The organism is Bradyrhizobium sp. UFLA05-112 (assembly GCF_053572325.1).
This window is the reverse complement of the sequence record NZ_JBANBK010000059.1, coordinates 14,712-30,330: the sequence shown is the minus strand read 5'-3', so window position 1 is coordinate 30,330 and position 15,619 is coordinate 14,712. Positions and strand designations below refer to the sequence as shown.

Annotated in this window: 17 protein-coding genes; 11 read left to right on the top strand and 6 right to left on the bottom strand. The window is 60.0% G+C overall.

All coding sequences use genetic code 11. The features are described from left to right. The first annotated feature begins 16 nt into the window (after nt 1-16). The 3 genes from SO180_RS28900 (at nt 17) to SO180_RS28890 (ending at nt 1,577) form a co-directional block, all read left to right on the top strand. Complete coding sequence (locus SO180_RS28900) at nt 17-220, top strand: DUF1289 domain-containing protein (RefSeq protein WP_449382229.1); 204 nt, start codon at nt 17-19, stop codon at nt 218-220. 22 nt (nt 221-242) lie between these two features. Then, nucleotides 243-755 (top strand): TIGR02281 family clan AA aspartic protease, encoded by a 513-nt coding sequence (locus tag SO180_RS28895; RefSeq protein WP_449382228.1) that lies wholly within the window; start codon nt 243-245, stop codon nt 753-755. A gap of 153 nt (nt 756-908) precedes the next feature. Continuing rightward, nucleotides 909-1,577, top strand: coding sequence for an outer membrane protein (locus tag SO180_RS28890; protein ID WP_449382227.1), 669 nt, complete (start codon nt 909-911; stop codon nt 1,575-1,577). 66 nt (nt 1,578-1,643) lie between these two features. Here the strand turns inward: SO180_RS28890 and dusA are convergent, their stop codons facing one another. Together dusA and SO180_RS28880 are read right to left on the bottom strand one after the other, a co-directional pair. After that, nucleotides 1,644-2,633 carry a tRNA dihydrouridine(20/20a) synthase DusA gene (gene dusA, locus SO180_RS28885; protein ID WP_449382226.1) on the bottom strand — a complete coding sequence of 330 codons (990 nt, stop codon included), beginning with the start codon at nt 2,631-2,633 and terminating at the stop codon, nt 1,644-1,646. Between the two features lie 219 nt (nt 2,634-2,852). Beyond that, entirely contained in the window at nt 2,853-3,095 is a 243-nt protein-coding gene (locus tag SO180_RS28880; protein ID WP_449382225.1) for a DEAD/DEAH box helicase family protein, read from the bottom strand. Between the two features lie 1,025 nt (nt 3,096-4,120). Between SO180_RS28880 and SO180_RS28875 the strand changes: the two genes are divergently transcribed. The 3 genes from SO180_RS28875 (at nt 4,121) to SO180_RS28865 (ending at nt 7,150) form a co-directional block, all read left to right on the top strand. Continuing rightward, a complete protein-coding gene (locus tag SO180_RS28875; RefSeq protein ID WP_449382224.1) occupies nt 4,121-4,288 on the top strand; it encodes a hypothetical protein in 168 nt (55 codons plus the stop codon). 1,427 nt (nt 4,289-5,715) lie between these two features. After that, nucleotides 5,716-6,453 (top strand): lysozyme family protein, encoded by a 738-nt coding sequence (locus tag SO180_RS28870; protein WP_449382223.1) that lies wholly within the window; start codon nt 5,716-5,718, stop codon nt 6,451-6,453. 157 nt (nt 6,454-6,610) lie between these two features. Then, complete coding sequence (locus SO180_RS28865) at nt 6,611-7,150, top strand: hypothetical protein (RefSeq protein ID WP_449382222.1); 540 nt, start codon at nt 6,611-6,613, stop codon at nt 7,148-7,150. A 118-nt stretch (nt 7,151-7,268) separates the two neighbouring features. On the opposite strand, the gene SO180_RS28860 is transcribed toward SO180_RS28865, so the two are convergent. Next, a complete protein-coding gene (locus SO180_RS28860) occupies nt 7,269-7,442 on the bottom strand; it encodes a hypothetical protein (protein WP_449382221.1) in 174 nt (57 codons plus the stop codon). 308 nt (nt 7,443-7,750) lie between these two features. Here SO180_RS28860 and SO180_RS28855 point away from each other — a divergent pair, with 308 nt between their 5' ends. Together SO180_RS28855 and SO180_RS28850 are read left to right on the top strand one after the other, a co-directional pair. Beyond that, on the top strand, nt 7,751-8,215 hold the full coding sequence (locus tag SO180_RS28855) for a hypothetical protein (protein WP_449382220.1): 465 nt from the start codon (nt 7,751-7,753) through the stop codon (nt 8,213-8,215). A gap of 281 nt (nt 8,216-8,496) precedes the next feature. Continuing rightward, nucleotides 8,497-9,189, top strand: a complete 693-nt coding sequence (locus tag SO180_RS28850; RefSeq protein WP_449382219.1) for a C13 family peptidase — start codon at nt 8,497-8,499, stop codon at nt 9,187-9,189. A 52-nt stretch (nt 9,190-9,241) separates the two neighbouring features. Here the strand turns inward: SO180_RS28850 and SO180_RS28845 are convergent, their stop codons facing one another. From SO180_RS28845 to SO180_RS28835, 3 genes are all read right to left on the bottom strand, one after another. Then, nucleotides 9,242-10,738 carry an FGGY-family carbohydrate kinase gene (locus SO180_RS28845; RefSeq protein ID WP_449382218.1) on the bottom strand — a complete coding sequence of 499 codons (1,497 nt, stop codon included), beginning with the start codon at nt 10,736-10,738 and terminating at the stop codon, nt 9,242-9,244. Further along, nucleotides 10,723-11,856 carry a M42 family metallopeptidase gene (locus SO180_RS28840; protein ID WP_449382217.1) on the bottom strand — a complete coding sequence of 378 codons (1,134 nt, stop codon included), beginning with the start codon at nt 11,854-11,856 and terminating at the stop codon, nt 10,723-10,725. The genes SO180_RS28845 and SO180_RS28840 overlap by 16 nt, the downstream gene beginning before the upstream one ends. Before the next feature lie 91 nt (nt 11,857-11,947). Next, the gene (locus SO180_RS28835; protein WP_449382216.1) at nt 11,948-12,769 is read right to left on the bottom strand and encodes a BtpA family protein; all 822 of its coding nucleotides are present in this window, start codon (nt 12,767-12,769) and stop codon (nt 11,948-11,950) included. A 188-nt stretch (nt 12,770-12,957) separates the two neighbouring features. Between SO180_RS28835 and nanR the strand changes: the two genes are divergently transcribed. The 3 genes from nanR (at nt 12,958) to SO180_RS28820 (ending at nt 15,602) form a co-directional block, all read left to right on the top strand. Beyond that, the gene (gene nanR / locus SO180_RS28830) at nt 12,958-13,668 is read left to right on the top strand and encodes a transcriptional regulator NanR (protein WP_449382215.1); all 711 of its coding nucleotides are present in this window, start codon (nt 12,958-12,960) and stop codon (nt 13,666-13,668) included. 108 nt (nt 13,669-13,776) lie between these two features. After that, nucleotides 13,777-14,556: an HpcH/HpaI aldolase family protein gene (locus tag SO180_RS28825; RefSeq protein WP_449382214.1), complete on the top strand. Its 780-nt coding sequence runs from the start codon at nt 13,777-13,779 to the stop codon at nt 14,554-14,556. Beyond that, a complete protein-coding gene (locus SO180_RS28820) occupies nt 14,553-15,602 on the top strand; it encodes an NAD(P)-dependent oxidoreductase (protein ID WP_449382213.1) in 1,050 nt (349 codons plus the stop codon). The genes SO180_RS28825 and SO180_RS28820 overlap by 4 nt, the downstream gene beginning before the upstream one ends. Nucleotides 15,603-15,619 lie beyond the last annotated feature (17 nt).

The window sequence follows — 15,619 nt, the reverse complement described above, 5'->3', positions numbered from 1 at the left end:
CCTTCACTATGCGGGAATGAGCAAAGACACACCGTGCGTCGCCGTCTGCATGATCGACCCCAAGACAAAGCTCTGCTTCGGCTGCGGCCGCACGCTGCCGGAAATCGTGCGCTGGCACGCCATGGAGCGTGCCGAACGGCTCGCGCTCATGGCGCAGCTTCCGGCGCGTATGGCGGATGCGGGACTTTCAGCGATCGGTTCAGCGCCGAAATCCGCCTGACGCCGAGAAACGGAGGCGCGCGATGAGCCGCCTCTTCCTGGTGCTGTTGCTGTTGACCGCGACCGCGGGCGCCGTGGTCGCCTACAGGGATCCCGAGCAGGTCGCTCGGGCCAGCGACACCGTCTCCGATCTCATGCGCCACCGCACCAGCCTGAAGACGCGCGCCGTCGAGGTCCAGCGCAGCCGCGGCGGCGAATTCGCGCTGCAGGCGCGGATCAACGGCGTGCCCGCACCAATGGTGGTCGACACCGGCGCGACCTCCGTCGTGCTCACCTACGAGACCGCAAAGGCAGCGGGCCTCCCGCTGGAACTGCTCGACTATGACGTTGACGTCGAAACTGCCGGTGGCCGCACCAAGGCGGCGCGCCTGACGCTGGACCGGCTCGCGATCGGCAAGCTCGTCGAGCGCTCGGTGCCTGCACTGGTGGTGCCGCACGGCACGATGAAGACCAACCTGCTCGGCATGACCTTCCTCGACCGACTCGAGCGCTGGGAAGTCCGCGCCGACCGCCTGATGCTGCACGGATATCCCTAGACCCAAGCGACGCGGCCCGACGCCCGAAAGATCGTGGGTGTGGCATTTCCGGCTATTTACAAACCGTCTGGTCGGTTTATAACGAAACCCATCCCGGATCGGGGTTTGGATAATGCTGCGTTCGTGACGCGGCCCAGTGGGAGATTGAGAGTTATGACTGCCAGAGCCGCACCACGTCGCACGATTTGCGCCCTGCCCTTTGCCGTCGTGCTGACCGCAGGCGGCGCGAGCGCCGCCGACCTTTCGGCGCGCTATGCCGCGCCCGCCTCCGCCTACACGGCGCCGACGCCGGCCTATTCGTGGACCGGCCTCTATGCCGGCTTCAACGCCGGCTATGCCACGAGCGGCGACGATGCCTACAACAACCTCGTGGGCACGAGCGGCGGCAAGGTCAAGGGCGCCACCAGCGGCGTGCAGATCGGCTATAACTACCAGCTCTCGCCGATGTTCGTGGTCGGCATCGAGAACGACTTCGAGGGCGGCGATATCAAGAATCACGACGCGCTCAACAGCGCCGCCGTCAGCGTGCCCTGGTATATGACGGGTCGAGCCCGCGCCGGCATCGCGACGATGGACTCGCGGCTGCTGTTCTTTGGGACCGCGGGTCTTGCGACTGGCGAGTTGAAGGACGGCCCGATCAACAAGATGAAGATGGGCTGGACCGCGGGCGGCGGCGTCGAATGGGCATTTCTGCCCAAATGGTCGGCCAAGGCCGAATATCTCTACACCGACTTCAAGCACGACGATCTGCAGGACTGGAATGCCGCGAAATTCCACAGCGCCCGCGTCGGCGTGAACTACCATTTCGACCTGTTCCGCTGATCCGCCGAACGACGAAGAGCCGGATCGCCGATCCGGCTCTTCGCTTTCAACATTCAGAGGGTGTCGCTATTCCGCGGCTTCCGCCACCGCGCGATCGCCAACACGCGCGATCGCATCACGAAGGACGTCGAGTCCGGCCCCTGGCCTCACGCCATGCTCGGCAAGATGGCGGCGGAAGGCACGCGCGCCAGGCACGGCATGAAACGCACCGACGAAATGCCTGGTGATGGCGTGCAGCCGCATCCCGCGCGCAAGCTGCTCGGCGATGTAGGGCATCATGGCTTCGAATGCGGCCTGCATCGTCGCGTGCGGTGCGGCCTCACCGAAGAACTCCGGATCGACCGCAAGCAGCCGCCACGGATCGTGATAGGCGGCGCGCCCCAGCATCACGCCATCAACGTGGGCGAGATGGGCTCTCGCCTCATCGATGCCCGCGATTCCCCCGTTGATGATGATGGGCACGTTGGGCATTGCCCGCTTGAGACGATAGACACGATCGTAATCGAGCGGCGGGATGTCGCGGTTCTCTTTTGGCGACAGGCCGTTGAGCCAGGCCTTTCGGGCATGCACGATCAGCGCATCAGAACCCGCCGCGACCACTGCGCGCGCCAGGGCATCAAGAGCGACTTCCGGATCCTGATCATCGATGCCGATGCGGCACTTCACCGTCACGGGCACGCGCACGACGCGCTTCATCGCATCCACGCACGAAGCCACCAGTTCGGGCTCGGCCATCAGGCACGCGCCGAAGCGGCCATCCTTTACCCGGTCGGACGGGCAGCCGACGTTGAGGTTGATCTCGTCATAGCCGAAGTCGGCGCCGATCTGCGCCGCGAGAGCAAGTTCGCGCGGATCCGACCCGCCAAGCTGGAGAGCCACCGGATGCTCGCGCGCATCGAACGCCAAGAGCCGCGCCCGGTCGCCATGGATGACCGCGCCGGTCGTCAGCATCTCCGTATAAAGCAGCGCCCGCCGCGTCAGATGACGGTGGAACACCCGGCAATGCCGGTCAGTCCAATCCATCATGGGCGCAACGGAAAATCCACGATCTAACATATTGTTTTCATTAATGTTTATAACCTCTACCGGTCCAATCGACTTTTGATCCGAGGGAAAATCTGAAGCGCTAGAGCTAAAGCATTTTCCTTTCTTTTCAACGGCTTGATCTGATCACCCGATTATTTTCGCCTATTTCGACCCTGCCCGGTACTGCACGGCAGTACCATAATGCCCGTGCAGCACCGCTCCTCGACACAGTGTTTTGGCCACGCCCAACTAGCTCTGAATCAAGGCGACGTCGACCAGACCTTTCGGTTTGTGGTGGCCGCCGCCAATCATGCCGATCGCCTCACGCGGCATATTTGAGAACGCGGCAAGCCTCTCGATCCATTGATCCATGAGCTGACGGCGATGGACGAGCACCAAAGTATTCCGCCCGCGTTCGGCCAGCATCCGGATGGCTAAGATCGTCTTTCCGAACGCCGTCGTTGCCGCGAGCACGCCGGTATCATGCAGCAACAGGATGCGGGATTCACGGCCAGAGCCGCATTCCCTTGGGAAAAAATGGCAAAAGGCATTTGAAAGCCCAAAATGCCGTCTAATCTCTGCATGATGAGTCGGGGGTTAGCTGTGGGCGTTTATTTGTTATCCCTCACCGCCTGCCTGGTCGCGGCGCTCCTCTTTTTGGCGTTCTGCCGATAAGGCCGACAGCGGACACATTTGTTGCCGACAATCCTCAACCGAACGCGGAAATTGCGGTTCCTTGAGGATGGTTTTTGACTGTGCAGGAATGAGCGCATTCACTCCCGCGAGGAGGTGGATGTTTTGCTCGCCTGGATGTTCGCTTTTGTCGTTGCCTTAAGCGTGGCGGTCCTCATTGCTCACGTGATCGACGCGATGCGTACCTGATTGCGCGGTTGCTGAGAGTGCGGGTGTTCGAGTGCGCTTCATGGCCGCTATCGTTCGTGAGCCGGCTAATGGGTCGTCCGCGATTTTGGCGCGGTCAGGTTCGGAGCACCGCCCTTAGCCTTCGGCACGCATTGGGCGGCCTTGCACGCCTCGGTCGCTTGTGCACTCGGCCCGAGATGGTCGGCCAGTACTGACAACAAGCCAGCGACGAAGGCCGCGACCAAGACGCATACCGTGAGGCTAATTGCTCCGCGCAACAGCAGCTGTCTCAATTCGATGACCACCCCGTGTCCCCCGAAAACAAGTCTTGCCCGCCTGGCTGGTATCTCTGAAAATCCTTAAGTCGGTCTTGAGGCCCCCGGAGCTAAGGGTTCTTTAATGCGGACTCGACGCCGATGTCGGGCGCCTAGCTTTCCCGTTTCTGTTGACTTCGCGTTTTACGCTGTCGCGTCGGCGCCACACTTCTTTTGTTCCACGCGGGAACATGCATTCAGGAGTCAACCTCAGAACAAAATTGTGGAATCGTCATCATAACCGGGGCTGGAAGTAGCGATTTATCGACAGTCAATTTTCCCGGATGGCCGCAGGAAGGGGTGGGCCTGCGGCCTTTTCAACTGCATTCATGAAAGCGGGGAATGGTGACGACAGTCATAAAGAATTTGCTTTCGCGGAAGCAAGCGCTTGTTGACCAGCTTAGAAAGACTAGCGCCGCTGACGAGCGAGACAAAATCGAAGGTCAGCTTGAGCAGATCAATACTGCACTTCACTTTCTCAACAAGCCCGAACCGAAGAGCGGAGAATGACTGCGCGGATTTGGGACGACGGCTCTTACGCAGTCATGAACGTCCGTCGCTCGGGCCGTCAATTGGCCTCCATCTTGTCGATCTCTGCCTGATTGAGCGATCCGCAAGGCCTCGCCCAAGTAGGAGGTGATGCTCCTTTCCCTTCCTGGCACAAATTGCATAGTGACCATTTTTAAGAAAGCAACGGCACTATCCATTGTTGTTTGACTTTAATTCTGAGGCGATTTCCATGGTCAAAACAAATTGCTTAGTCGTACGAGCTTATGGCAGGCAGCTGGATCTACTGCGCGCAGAGGCTTCCCGTATTGCACGGGGAAGCAAGCTTGATTGGTGGATCGAGCGAGCCGATATCGGAACGCGCTTTTACTTCGAGGATGCTGAGGCGAAACGGGCCTTTGCTTCAATCTGCGAAAGCTTCGCCGTTTCGTGCAGCGATTCCTAAACCACCGCCATCACAACCGATCGCATCCGCCGCCGGCACTGATGAAAAGCCGGCGCGGCATCCTGCTGTGGCGATTGCCGCCCCTCGTCCTTGGTGAGCCTCGCAAAGGAGATGGCTTTCCGAAATCCCTCTTGGACAGGCTTTGTCCGATATCGTCCTCAGGCTTCGGCTATATGTCGATCTTGAGGAATAACGGTCATACCGCAAGTTGTCTGATCGCCCGGTCACCGCCTATGGCGACCACCCCATGACCAGGCGCGAGCAACCCGGTCCCACGGGCGCCATCACGTTCATTCTGATGTAATCGCGAACGCGATCTCCGGATGACGAAACGCCTCCGTGCTTCGTTCGCCAATCCGCGTTAACCCTGACTCTGATCTTGTCCCGTATCCATCCCGGCGAGTTCATTTCTGCCGCTAAGCCGCCTCATTGGATCTCTGCAATCGTCTCCAATTTTTCGCGAGCTCATTTCCGGCGGGCTTTGAGCGAGGCTTCCTCCTCGGACAGCGTGAAATCAGATGAGAGTGGCTCTCATCCTTTTTGGCCTGGGTACACTCGCGGTGATGGAGCTCAAGACACCACCGCGCACGACAAAGCCTGTGAACGATCCGCCTGCTCGGGCGGCCGTTGGCCCATACGATACGCTGACGACGGCGGACCGTCTCGAAATCCCGCACATGCTTGAAGCGCCACCGCAGCCGATCCCGTCGGGCGAAGTGATGCCCCCACCGGATCCAACCTCAATCGTTGCACGAGAGCCCGCGAAGATCGTCGGGCAACGGAGCGCACACGGAGGAAAATCCGTGGTCGTGCTGCCCAGAGCTCGGCCTGAGCAGCGAACTTCCAAGGCAACTGTGAAACTCGACCGCGCCGAACCGGTCGCGGAGCTCAAATCCTGCCCACCAGGTGTCTTCGACGGCCTGCTACGGGCATTGAACCTACCAACGCGATGTCAGACCTAGCGCAAGGATTCCCGTGCAATGAGGTGGCCGACGGCAACGCTGGGTGCCTCGGGCATGGGTCAGAGCAAACACGCCGCCTCGACGAAATCCGTCCCCCTCGCCCGGACGAGCGCGCGTACGTTGTCGCCGCGCGGGACTGGCTGTCGGCGGAATCCATCACGATTGCTCTTGGAGTGGCCATCGGCCTCGCTTTCGTCGCAAGTTTCATCCTGTTTCGCGACGCGCATTTGAACGGGAGATTGGTCGACAAGACGGCCGCAAAGGCATTGGTCGAGCGCATTATCGTCGCCGAGTCCAATGGTGACTCGAATGCCAGCAACAAGCGGTCGAGTGCCACCGGTGCTGCCCAGTTTCTCGATGATACGTGGCTCGAAGCAGTTCGAAAGCACCGACGCGATCTGATCCAGGGGCGCAGCGACAAGGAGGTGTTGGACCTGCGGCGAGATCCCAAGCTTGCGCGAGACATCGCCACGCGACTGGTCGAGGAATATGCCGCGATCCTCAACAAGCGCGGTCTGCCGATCACGGCCGGTTCTCTCTACCTCGCTCATTTCGCGGGACCGGCGGGCGCCGTCGCGCTATTGTCCGGCGCGGAAAGTGCCGATGCGGCTTCCCTTATGGCAGCCGCTGACGCGACAGGTCGGACCACACGCGACAAGCTGGTCAACGCCAATCCCTTCCTCAAGGCACTGACGGTCGCCGACATCAAGGGGTGGGCGGATCGCAAGATGGCGGCAGGCAGTTCGCCAGGACGCTTGTGAGAGCTAAAGAGGTCCCACAACAGCGGAGAGCAAAAACTCCTCCGCCGCGACTTGAGCCGTACCGAGCCCCAATAATAGTAAACCAACCCTTAACCTATCGTTGGCATCTTCCGCTGGTCTGGGTGGCGACCGTCCGATCAAACGGGAGCAAACACCCATGCCCGTCGATATGCTGACTTACGCCGAGCTGGGCGAAAGGCTGAAAATTTCCTCGGAAGCAGCAAGAGCGCTCGTCAAGCGACATCGATTGCCGCGCTCCCGTTCGAACGATGGTAAGACCTTGGTACAGGTCGACCTCAGCGAGATCAATCATTCTCCCATCACGCGCGTACCCCAGCCCCCGGCCGGTGACCAGGTGGTCGGCGCCCTAAAGGAACACATCGCGACTTTGCAGGCGGATCTCATGGAGATGAAGGTAATCGCCGGCGGTCACCGGGCGGACTTCGAAAAAGAGTGCGATCGCACGAGCAAGCTTCTGGCGGAGTTGCTGAAAGCAAACAGTGAAGCTACTGCAGCCCGAGAGAAAGCCGCCCTCCTGGAGGGAACACTGTCGCCTGTAGGGCCGGCCTGGTGGCGGCGACTGACAAAGACTTTGACGCAGATCCCGCTGGGTGCTGTTCGGCGAAATCGGTCGTTACCGAGTCACGCAGTTGTCGCCCGCGGAGAGAAAAAGCAAGACGTCGCTAGCGCGGTTTGAGGGCCCATAGCCCAGCAACACCAGAACGGACAAATCCATCCGGCGGCCGGTTCCATGCGCGAATGGGAGCGATCGGACCAAAGCCTTATCGACGGCCAACGCCGCGGGCCCAGCGCTTCTAGTCTGTCTTGGCCTCATGCGCACGGATCAGCGCGAGATTTTTCAGAATGCGCTCGGCCAATGACTCCTGTTCACCGTCGCTCTCGCGATGCGAACGTTCGCTTGCCTCATGGTTTGCGAGGTCCTTGCGGTCGTTATCTACCGCCCAACGCAGCCGTCCGATGGATTTCATCGAATTTGCCCGCCACAATTTGCCCATATCGGCGGCCCGGCACACTGCCCCCGCCGAAACGTGTGCCGGGCCTAGCCAGTCTCCGCTGGTCGAATCCTGACCGGCCAGTGTCTATATTGGGGCAACAATGTGATTTTGGGAATTGCTTGGCTGCAACACTCGATAGATTTCAGCAGGCCGCCACCAGCAAGTTCGGCACGGCCACGACGCCCGCAATGTGGGGCGCTCCATTGCGAGGAGCGTTTAGTCTTATTCTAGGCTGATTCCGACGCAACGCTTAAGTCGTGCGACGCTCGGGACAAACCGGCATGATCAGGATTATTGCCGTTTGCATCATATGCGTGGTTGGCGTGGTTTCCCCGCTCGGCCCCAGCCGTGCGCCCGCACCCGCTACCAAAGTTGGCATGGCGTCGGATTTTCCGGTGGTCAGCGGTAATAAAAGCGATCGGCTTCCGGTCCACACCGAAGCAATCGGTCAGAATGTCACTGTCGAGGCGGATGAGCCGGCGGTACCGACACCCCAAATCGCTGCTGCTCCGCCGCTGGCCGCCGAACCCAAGGTGGATCGAAAGCTGCCTGAGTTTATTCCTCGTCACTGGCACGATCCGACGGCTTCTAGAAACAAGATCCAAAACCGCGGTACCGCTGAGGCCAAGAGGCCACAGACACGTCCGATCGAAAAGCCAAAGCAGGTGACCGAAGTGAAAAACTGCAGTTCAGATGGGCTCGCCCCCCTTCTGCGGCAGCTCAATCTGCAGCCGCCCTGCGACTGACGGGTTTCAACGCAGAGCACATCGCAAATCCAACGTGCCGCTCATTTTTTGTGAGTGCGATGCACAGCATCGAACCGACTATACCTTGTCGGTTGCAACCAAAAACTCCAACGAAAGGCAACTCCGGAATGTGTTTCTTGCTGCGGTGCGCCTAAGCATCGCGCTACATCATCGTTCGCGACTTGACCGTCACTCTAGACCGCAGATTTTGGTGGTACATGCGAAAACCCACGTCGTTTCAGCGCCGTTGGCCGCTTGGCGCGCTGCTCGTTGCTTTTGCCTTGGTCGTCACGCTGTCGGTTTCGACCGCGCACGCCATCGAGGGTGCCCACAAGGTCGGCGTGGTGTCCTTTGGCCTTTTCGGCGATCAAGACGTGTTTCGAAGCGAGGCGACCGGTGCAGCCCAGGTCGTCGCCGATCGTTTCGAAGTTGGCCCGATCGAGGTGCAGTACAATTCGAAGAAAGGTGGCAGCGCTACTGTCGAAACGCTGGCCAGGTCGTTGCAGGTCGCGGCCGGCCGCCTGGACGCCCAGAAAGACGTGTTGTTCTTGATTCTCACTTCGCATGGCTCGCCCGACGGCCTTGCAATCAAGGCTGGGCGGCTTGGGCAAACGCTTACGCCATCCCGTCTCGCCGAGATGCTTGGAAAGACCGGCGTGCGCCACAAGGTGGTAATTATCTCAGCCTGCTACTCTGGAGTCTTCATCCCTCGTCTCGCGAATCCCGATGTCTTGGTCATTACAGCGGCCGACGCCGATCATCCGTCGTTCGGCTGTGAGGACAAGGCGAAGTGGACTTATTTCGGTGACGCCTTCTTCAACGTCGCGCTCCGTCGAGCCGAAAGTCTGAAAGATGCATTTGCCAGTGCGCGCGCGCTCGTCAGGAGGCGAGAGCTGCGTGAGCATTTCGAGCCGTCGAATCCCCTGATGGCAGGTGGCGAAAACGTGCAGCCATTGCTGGTTGCGCGTCCTTGAAACGATCGGCCACGCTCGTGATAGCCACGCCAGCTGCCTCCGGTCCCATCGACTAGCTTGCCGTGGACCGTCGCATCATGCCTCTGTTGTTGACGTAAAGCGCTTTGAAAGCGGCATGATCGACCTCGTAGCGGTTGCGGTTGGCCTCATTCGGTGCGATTTGCGACACAATCGGGTTAATGCGATCGATATCCTCCGGCACGAAGATCCCGCTGCCTATTCCTGCGAGAAAGGCAGATCCGAGCGCCGCACCCACCGTGTGCCGGCGCACGTTCTGACGTATGCCTGCAATGTCGCTGACGCATTGTGTCCACAGAGGATTCTGTACGCCGCCTCCGGTCGCATAAATACTTCGAGCCGGCTGCATTTCGGCAAAGCTGTCGAGATTATGCCGGGTTGCGTGGCCAATTCCCTCGATCAGCGCACGATAGACATCGCCGCGGTGGTGCGCGAGCGTCAGGCCGAAGATCAGTCCCTTGGCTTGCGGATCGTTGATTGGTGTTCGCTCACCACTGAAATACGGAAGCATCAAAATGCCGTTGGCGCCCGGCGGGCTTTTGAGCGCCTCTTCCATCAGCGTCTGGAAGGATGCATCCTCGTCGGAGAGTCCAGTCATTTCCTTGCGAAACCACTGGGTTAGACCGCCACCAGTCGCAAGACCGCCCATGACACTCCAGGTGTTCTCGAACAGAAACGGCGCAGCCCAGAAACGGGGGTCGACGACGAGTTCGGCATTGACCTGGATGAAGAAGGCCGTAGTGCCGTACATGATCATCAAGTCACCCGGCTTTTGCACGCCGACGCTGATCGCTTCGCTTGCCGCATCGATGGTGCCAGCGATCACAGCCGTGCCAGCGGCGAGCCCAGTTTCCGCTGCGGCTTCAGTGCTCACATGGCCGACAATCTCCGTTGTCCAGGCGATTTGAGGTAGCCAGTCGACCGGGCAAATCCGTTCGATCGTCTCGTCATGCCAACCTTTGGCGGCAAGGTCATAGAACGGCGTGTAGCAGGACGCGCCGTAGTGATCGACGACCCACCGTCCTGTCAATCGGTGAACGATAAAGGTAGGACAGCCGACGATCCGCCCAGTTTTGCGGAAAGTGTCAGGCTCATGCTTTGCAAGCCATCGGACCTTCGGACCGACAGACTGTGTCGTCAGCGGATTGCCGGTTCGGGCCAGCACGGCCGGTGCGCCGAGTTCAGCATTGAGCTCTTCGATTTCGGCTTCGGCGCGTGTATCTACGCCATACAGGATCGCTGGGCGTAGGGGCTTACCGGCTTCAGTCACAGGCAGCGCACAGGGGCCAATCCCGCTGCACCCGACCGCGGCAACCGCAGCCGGATTGATCCCACTGTCCAGGATCAGGCGCTGGCTCAGCGCGCGAAAGCCATCCCACCAATCCTGCAGGGCGTCATGTTCAGCGAGTCCTGGCCCCGGCACTCGCATGTCGTGCTTGCGCTGCGCTGTTGCCCGAATAGTACCGGACTCATCAAGCAGGACGCCTTTGCTGGAATAACTGCCAATATCGATGCCTAGGAGGTGCCGCATGAATATCTCCTCCGTTTGAAGGAGAAGCCTGCTTTCATATCGCGCAGAGCCAGTGCAAGCAGTGCCGCTATCTGTTCAAGATCGGCAAGGTCGCAGGTTTCGATCGGCGCATGCGTGTAGCGTGTCGGATAGCCAATATCGATGGAGGGAATTCCTTCGCCCACGAGCTGAACGTAGGAGGAATCCGTGAGGCAGCCGGTATGAGCGCTGCGCTGGATGGGCATGCCGACGCGGCTAGCTGTCTCCACAAGATGATTGAGGAGCGCAGGATGGGCAAGCGTACCATTGAGCGTGCCGCGCCCGTGGAAGCTGTAGAGGCCAAGCGCCGGACCGCCGCCAAGCTGCAGTTCGCCGCGCTCCGCGAGATCAGGCGTATCGGAGGCGACCATGATGTCGATCGAAATGGCCGCATCTGGCCTGAGACGCCCGGCCGCAAGCATGGCGCCGCGCAGGTTGAACTCCTCTTGCACCGAAAAAACCGCATGCAGCGTAGCTGGAACCGGTTCATCCAAAAGCCTTTGCACAAGGTCCATCAGCGCGGCACAACCGGCACGGTCGTCGATTGCCGTTCCGGACACGCGTGTGCCGGCCAATCGTTCGAAAGCGGGCCAGTAGGTGACTGGCGCACCGATGTCGACGCCGAGGGCGCGCACCTCTTCTGCCGATCTGGCGCCGAGATCGAGGAAGAGCTTGTCATAGCCGAGCACCTGGCCCTTTTCGTCTTGCGGCGTGGCATGGTGCGCCTTGATGCCGACGACGCAGGGGATCTGCCTGCCATGCTTGCTCATGATCACCAATCGCAAGCCCGGCAGCACCCGTTCGGGCACGCCCCCGAGCCGTTCCACCCGAACGAAACCGTTCGCTTCAATCCGTCGTACCAAGAGGCCAAGCTGATCGGTGTGGGCGAAGACCATCACCGATGGAGCTGCGGAGTCTGTCCCCTTCACCGTGAGGGTCAAATTCCCGAACGCATCGCCGTGGCTCTCGACGCGGGGGTCGATAAAGGCGGCCCGGATGTAGTCGCTTACCGGATCTTCGTAGCCGGAAAGACCAGGTATCAGGCAGAGCTCTTTGGTCCATGCCTCGATGCGAGTGAGGCTGCGTTGGTCAATCGTCACTTTGGTCCAATCTGGTCCGGTACCGGACCTTTGCTGTTCATCAGATCTGGATCGAGCCGGCGCCGTGGGCTGCCGGACCCGGCGACATTTCTTATGCGACCGCGGGCAAGGCAGAGCGGATCGCTTTGACCTTGTCCATGAAGGCCTGAACACGCGCTGGATCGACCGGATTTTCGAAGATGCCGTCGACTTTGAATGTCGATCCCACGACTGCCCCGTCCGAAACGGCGAGCTGGCGTTCGATATTGTCGATCCGGCAACCCGTGTTGCAAAGCACGGCTGTGCCCGGCACGGCCGCTTTGACCGTGGAAAGGACCTGGGTGTCTGTTTCGGCGCCAGCGGTGAGGCCGGACACGCAGATGGCGTCGGGCCGGTTGTTGAAGGCGGTCGAGCGGGCGATATCCGCAATCGAGCGATTGCCCAGATAGGCAGCGGCTTCGGGCACGATGTTGAACAGAAGCCTGAGCTTCGGGGCCAGCCTTGCCTTGTGGCGCGCTATTTCACCGACATTGGTATTCCACAGCCCGAAATCGCTGGCGTAGACCCCGCTCATGATCTCACGGATGAAGCTTGCTCCGGTGGCGGCCGCAAGATCGATCGAGGCAATGGGATCCCACAAGACGTTGACGCCAAACGGTACCTTGATGAAGCGCATGAGCTCACCGATGACGCGTGCCATCGCCACGGTGGTTTCGGGACGCACCTTGGTCAGATAAGGCAGGCTGAACTCGTTGGAAAACATTACAGCGTCGGCACCGCCGTTCTGAAGGTGGTCGAGATCGGCAAGGGCCATTTCGACCACTCTGCTCATGCCGCCGGCCGCATCGTATCCGGGATCGCCGGGCAATGCCTGCAAGTGGCACATGGCGATGATCGGTTTGTCGACATGAAAGGTTTCCTTGAGCCACTGCATGAGCGTGTCCTCTCGATTTTTATGCCGCTTAAGACGCGTCGTTTCCGGAGAGCAGGGCAAAGAGGCCCTAAGTTATAATCTTCCGTAGGTGGACGTCAGCCAAGACCACCTTACGTCCCGTCCATCATGGCGCTTATTGACAGTGGCATCAGCAGGACCTAGCGTACCCTGGTATACTAGGTATACCAATGTCCCCTCAGCTCAAACGATCGCGTCTCTTTGAGCAGGTCGTCGATATCCTCGAGCAGAGGATACGCGATCGGGAATTGGTGGCCGGCGCCGAGCTGCCATCAGAACGTCAGCTCATGGCGGAGTTTGGCGTTGGCCGGACAGCCATCCGCGAGGCACTGTTTCATCTGCAGCGCACGGGGCTCGTTGATCTTCGGGCGGGGTCGCGGGCACGGGTCACAGCGCCGAGTGCTGAAGTCGTTATGACGTCGCTGTCGAGCAGTGCAAAATATCTGCTCTCCGATGACAACGGCATCCGTCATTTCCAGGATGCGCGCGCCCTCTTTGAGACCGGCCTGGCACGTGATGCTGCACGCAACGCCACAGCAAAAGATATCCGCTACCTGAGCGATGCGCTTGACGCGAACTACAAGTCCATTGGCGACGTCCAACGCTTTGAGGACTCGGATATCACATTTCACTACGCGATCGCTACGATCCCCAAGAATCCCATCTATGTGGTCATGCACCGAGCCATCATCGATTGGCTCGTCGACCAGAGACGTGTGACGCTCAGCTATCCCAGCCAGAACCGGGTCGCCTTCGACGCGCATGTCGCGATCTTCGAAGCGATCAAGGCACACGATCCGGAACTTGCCGACGCCCGCATGCGCTCGCACCTCGATCAGGTTGGCAAGCTCTACTGGAAGGTCCGGAGGGCGGGCAAATGAATGGTTTGTCGACAGGACTAGCGCCGACCTGATCATGAACAAGAACGTCGACTGGGTTTGATCTCCACTTCAAGGGATCGAACAACAGACCAAACGGGAGGATGAACAATGGCTCGTGCCGGACTCAAGCAAATGACCCGCACGCCAGAGGCCAAGCTTGGTCATTTCATCGTCGAGTTTGCCACTCCGGGAATCGGCCATATCCTCAAACAAGCGGGCTGCGATTTCGCGCTTTTCGACCTGGAGCATTCGGGCTTCGGCTTCGAAACCGTCAAGAGTTCTGCGCGCTACTTTGAAGCCGCAGGGTTGCCGGCCATCGTCCGCGTGCCATCAAAGGAATATCACCATATCGCGCGCGCCTGCGACGCGGGCGCGGAAGGAATCATGATCCCGATGGTCAGTACTGCCGCAGAAGCGGAGGCCGTCGTCAATTGCATGAAATACTATCCGGATGGGCGACGTGGCGTTGCCTTGAGTATTGCGCATGATGCCTATGGGCAAGGCCCGGTGCCCGAGAAGCTTGCGGCTGCCAACGAGCGGACAACGCTGTTCTGCCAGATCGAGACCGCTGAAGGCGCCGAAAATGCCGACGGGATTGCTGCTGTCGATGGCGTCGACTGCCTGTGGATCGGCCATTTCGACTTGTCAGTATCGCTTGGCATCCCCGGCCAGTTCGACCATCCGAAATTTCTGAAGGCGGTCGAGCAGACGATTGCGGCCGCCAAGAAGCACAAGAAGGCACTGGGCCGCCTGGTACCGACGACCGAGGTCGGCATAGCGCTCTACAAGCAGGGCTTCGATTTTTGCTGCTATTCTGGCGACGTTTGGGTGCTCCGGGATGCGCTGACGGCCGCAATCACCACCTTGCGGAAGGGATGCATGCCATGAACGCGCCATTCCGTGTTGCCCTTTCAGGCGATTTCAGGAAGGCCGACGGCTCCGCCGTCTACCCCGATTTCGATCTGAAGCCTCTGCTGGAGGCCCGCGGTGTGGAAATGACGTATTTGGATGACGCCAACCCTCTGCGCAGCAGCGATCTTGAAGACTTCGACGCACTCATCCTGCTGGCTCACCGCTTTGCGCCCGGGAGCGCCCCCAAAAACGGCAGGCTCAGCATCATAGCCCGCTTCGGCGTCGGCTATGACACCGTGGATGTGCCAACCTGTACCGCCGCGGACATTGCGTTGGCGATCACGCCGGACGGCGTACGCCGCCCTGTCGCTGTGTCGATCATGACCTTCATTCTGGCACTCACCGGAAAGCTGATGGTCAAGGACAGGCTTGCCCGACAAGGGCCACCGGGTTTTGCCGCGCGTGGCGGACATATGGGCTTTGGCCTGGTCGGCAAGGTGCTGGGTTCGATCGGCATCGGCAATATTGGGGCCGAGTTGTTCCGGCTCGCCAAGCCGTTCGACATGAGGTTCATCGCGCACGACCCACTTGCGGATACCAAGCTGGCCGCCGCGCTGGGAGTCGAGCTCGTCGGTCTCGACGATTTGTTCGCCCGTGCCGACATCGTTACGGTGAACTGTCCACTGACGGCCGAGACGCGCCACCTCGTGAACGCCGACCGTCTCGCCCTGATGAAGAATACCGCCTTCTTCATCAATACCGCACGCGGACCAATCGTCGATCAAAAAGCGCTCACAGACGTCCTCAATAGCAGGCGGATTGCCGGTGCGGCCCTCGATGTATTCGAGCAGGAACCGACCGATCCGTCCGATCCACTGTTCGCGCTCGACAACATCATCGTGACACCTCATGCACTTTGCTGGACCGATCAGTGTTTCGCCGGAAATGGTGCAGCCGATATCAGGGCTGTGCTCGACATTCAGCAAGGGCGAATCCCGCGCGGTATCGTCAATCGCGCGGTACTCGAGAAACCGAATTTCCAGCGCAAACTAGAGGAGTACCGCCGCCAATTTGAGAATTGAGAATTCCTCGCCGCAAA

Coding starts and splice junctions, on each gene's coding strand:
- SO180_RS28900 (WP_449382229.1), top strand. CDS start 17: ATGAGCAAAGACACACCGTGCGTCGCCGTCTGCATGATCGACCCCAAG.
- SO180_RS28895 (WP_449382228.1), top strand. CDS start 243: ATGAGCCGCCTCTTCCTGGTGCTGTTGCTGTTGACCGCGACCGCGGGC.
- SO180_RS28890 (WP_449382227.1), top strand. CDS start 909: ATGACTGCCAGAGCCGCACCACGTCGCACGATTTGCGCCCTGCCCTTT.
- dusA (WP_449382226.1), bottom strand. CDS start 2,633: ATGTTAGATCGTGGATTTTCCGTTGCGCCCATGATGGATTGGACTGAC.
- SO180_RS28875 (WP_449382224.1), top strand. CDS start 4,121: ATGGTGACGACAGTCATAAAGAATTTGCTTTCGCGGAAGCAAGCGCTT.
- SO180_RS28865 (WP_449382222.1), top strand. CDS start 6,611: ATGCCCGTCGATATGCTGACTTACGCCGAGCTGGGCGAAAGGCTGAAA.
- SO180_RS28860 (WP_449382221.1), bottom strand. CDS start 7,442: ATGAAATCCATCGGACGGCTGCGTTGGGCGGTAGATAACGACCGCAAG.
- SO180_RS28855 (WP_449382220.1), top strand. CDS start 7,751: ATGATCAGGATTATTGCCGTTTGCATCATATGCGTGGTTGGCGTGGTT.
- SO180_RS28845 (WP_449382218.1), bottom strand. CDS start 10,738: ATGCGGCACCTCCTAGGCATCGATATTGGCAGTTATTCCAGCAAAGGC.
- SO180_RS28835 (WP_449382216.1), bottom strand. CDS start 12,769: ATGCAGTGGCTCAAGGAAACCTTTCATGTCGACAAACCGATCATCGCC.
- nanR (WP_449382215.1), top strand. CDS start 12,958: ATGTCCCCTCAGCTCAAACGATCGCGTCTCTTTGAGCAGGTCGTCGAT.
- SO180_RS28825 (WP_449382214.1), top strand. CDS start 13,777: ATGGCTCGTGCCGGACTCAAGCAAATGACCCGCACGCCAGAGGCCAAG.
- SO180_RS28820 (WP_449382213.1), top strand. CDS start 14,553: ATGAACGCGCCATTCCGTGTTGCCCTTTCAGGCGATTTCAGGAAGGCC.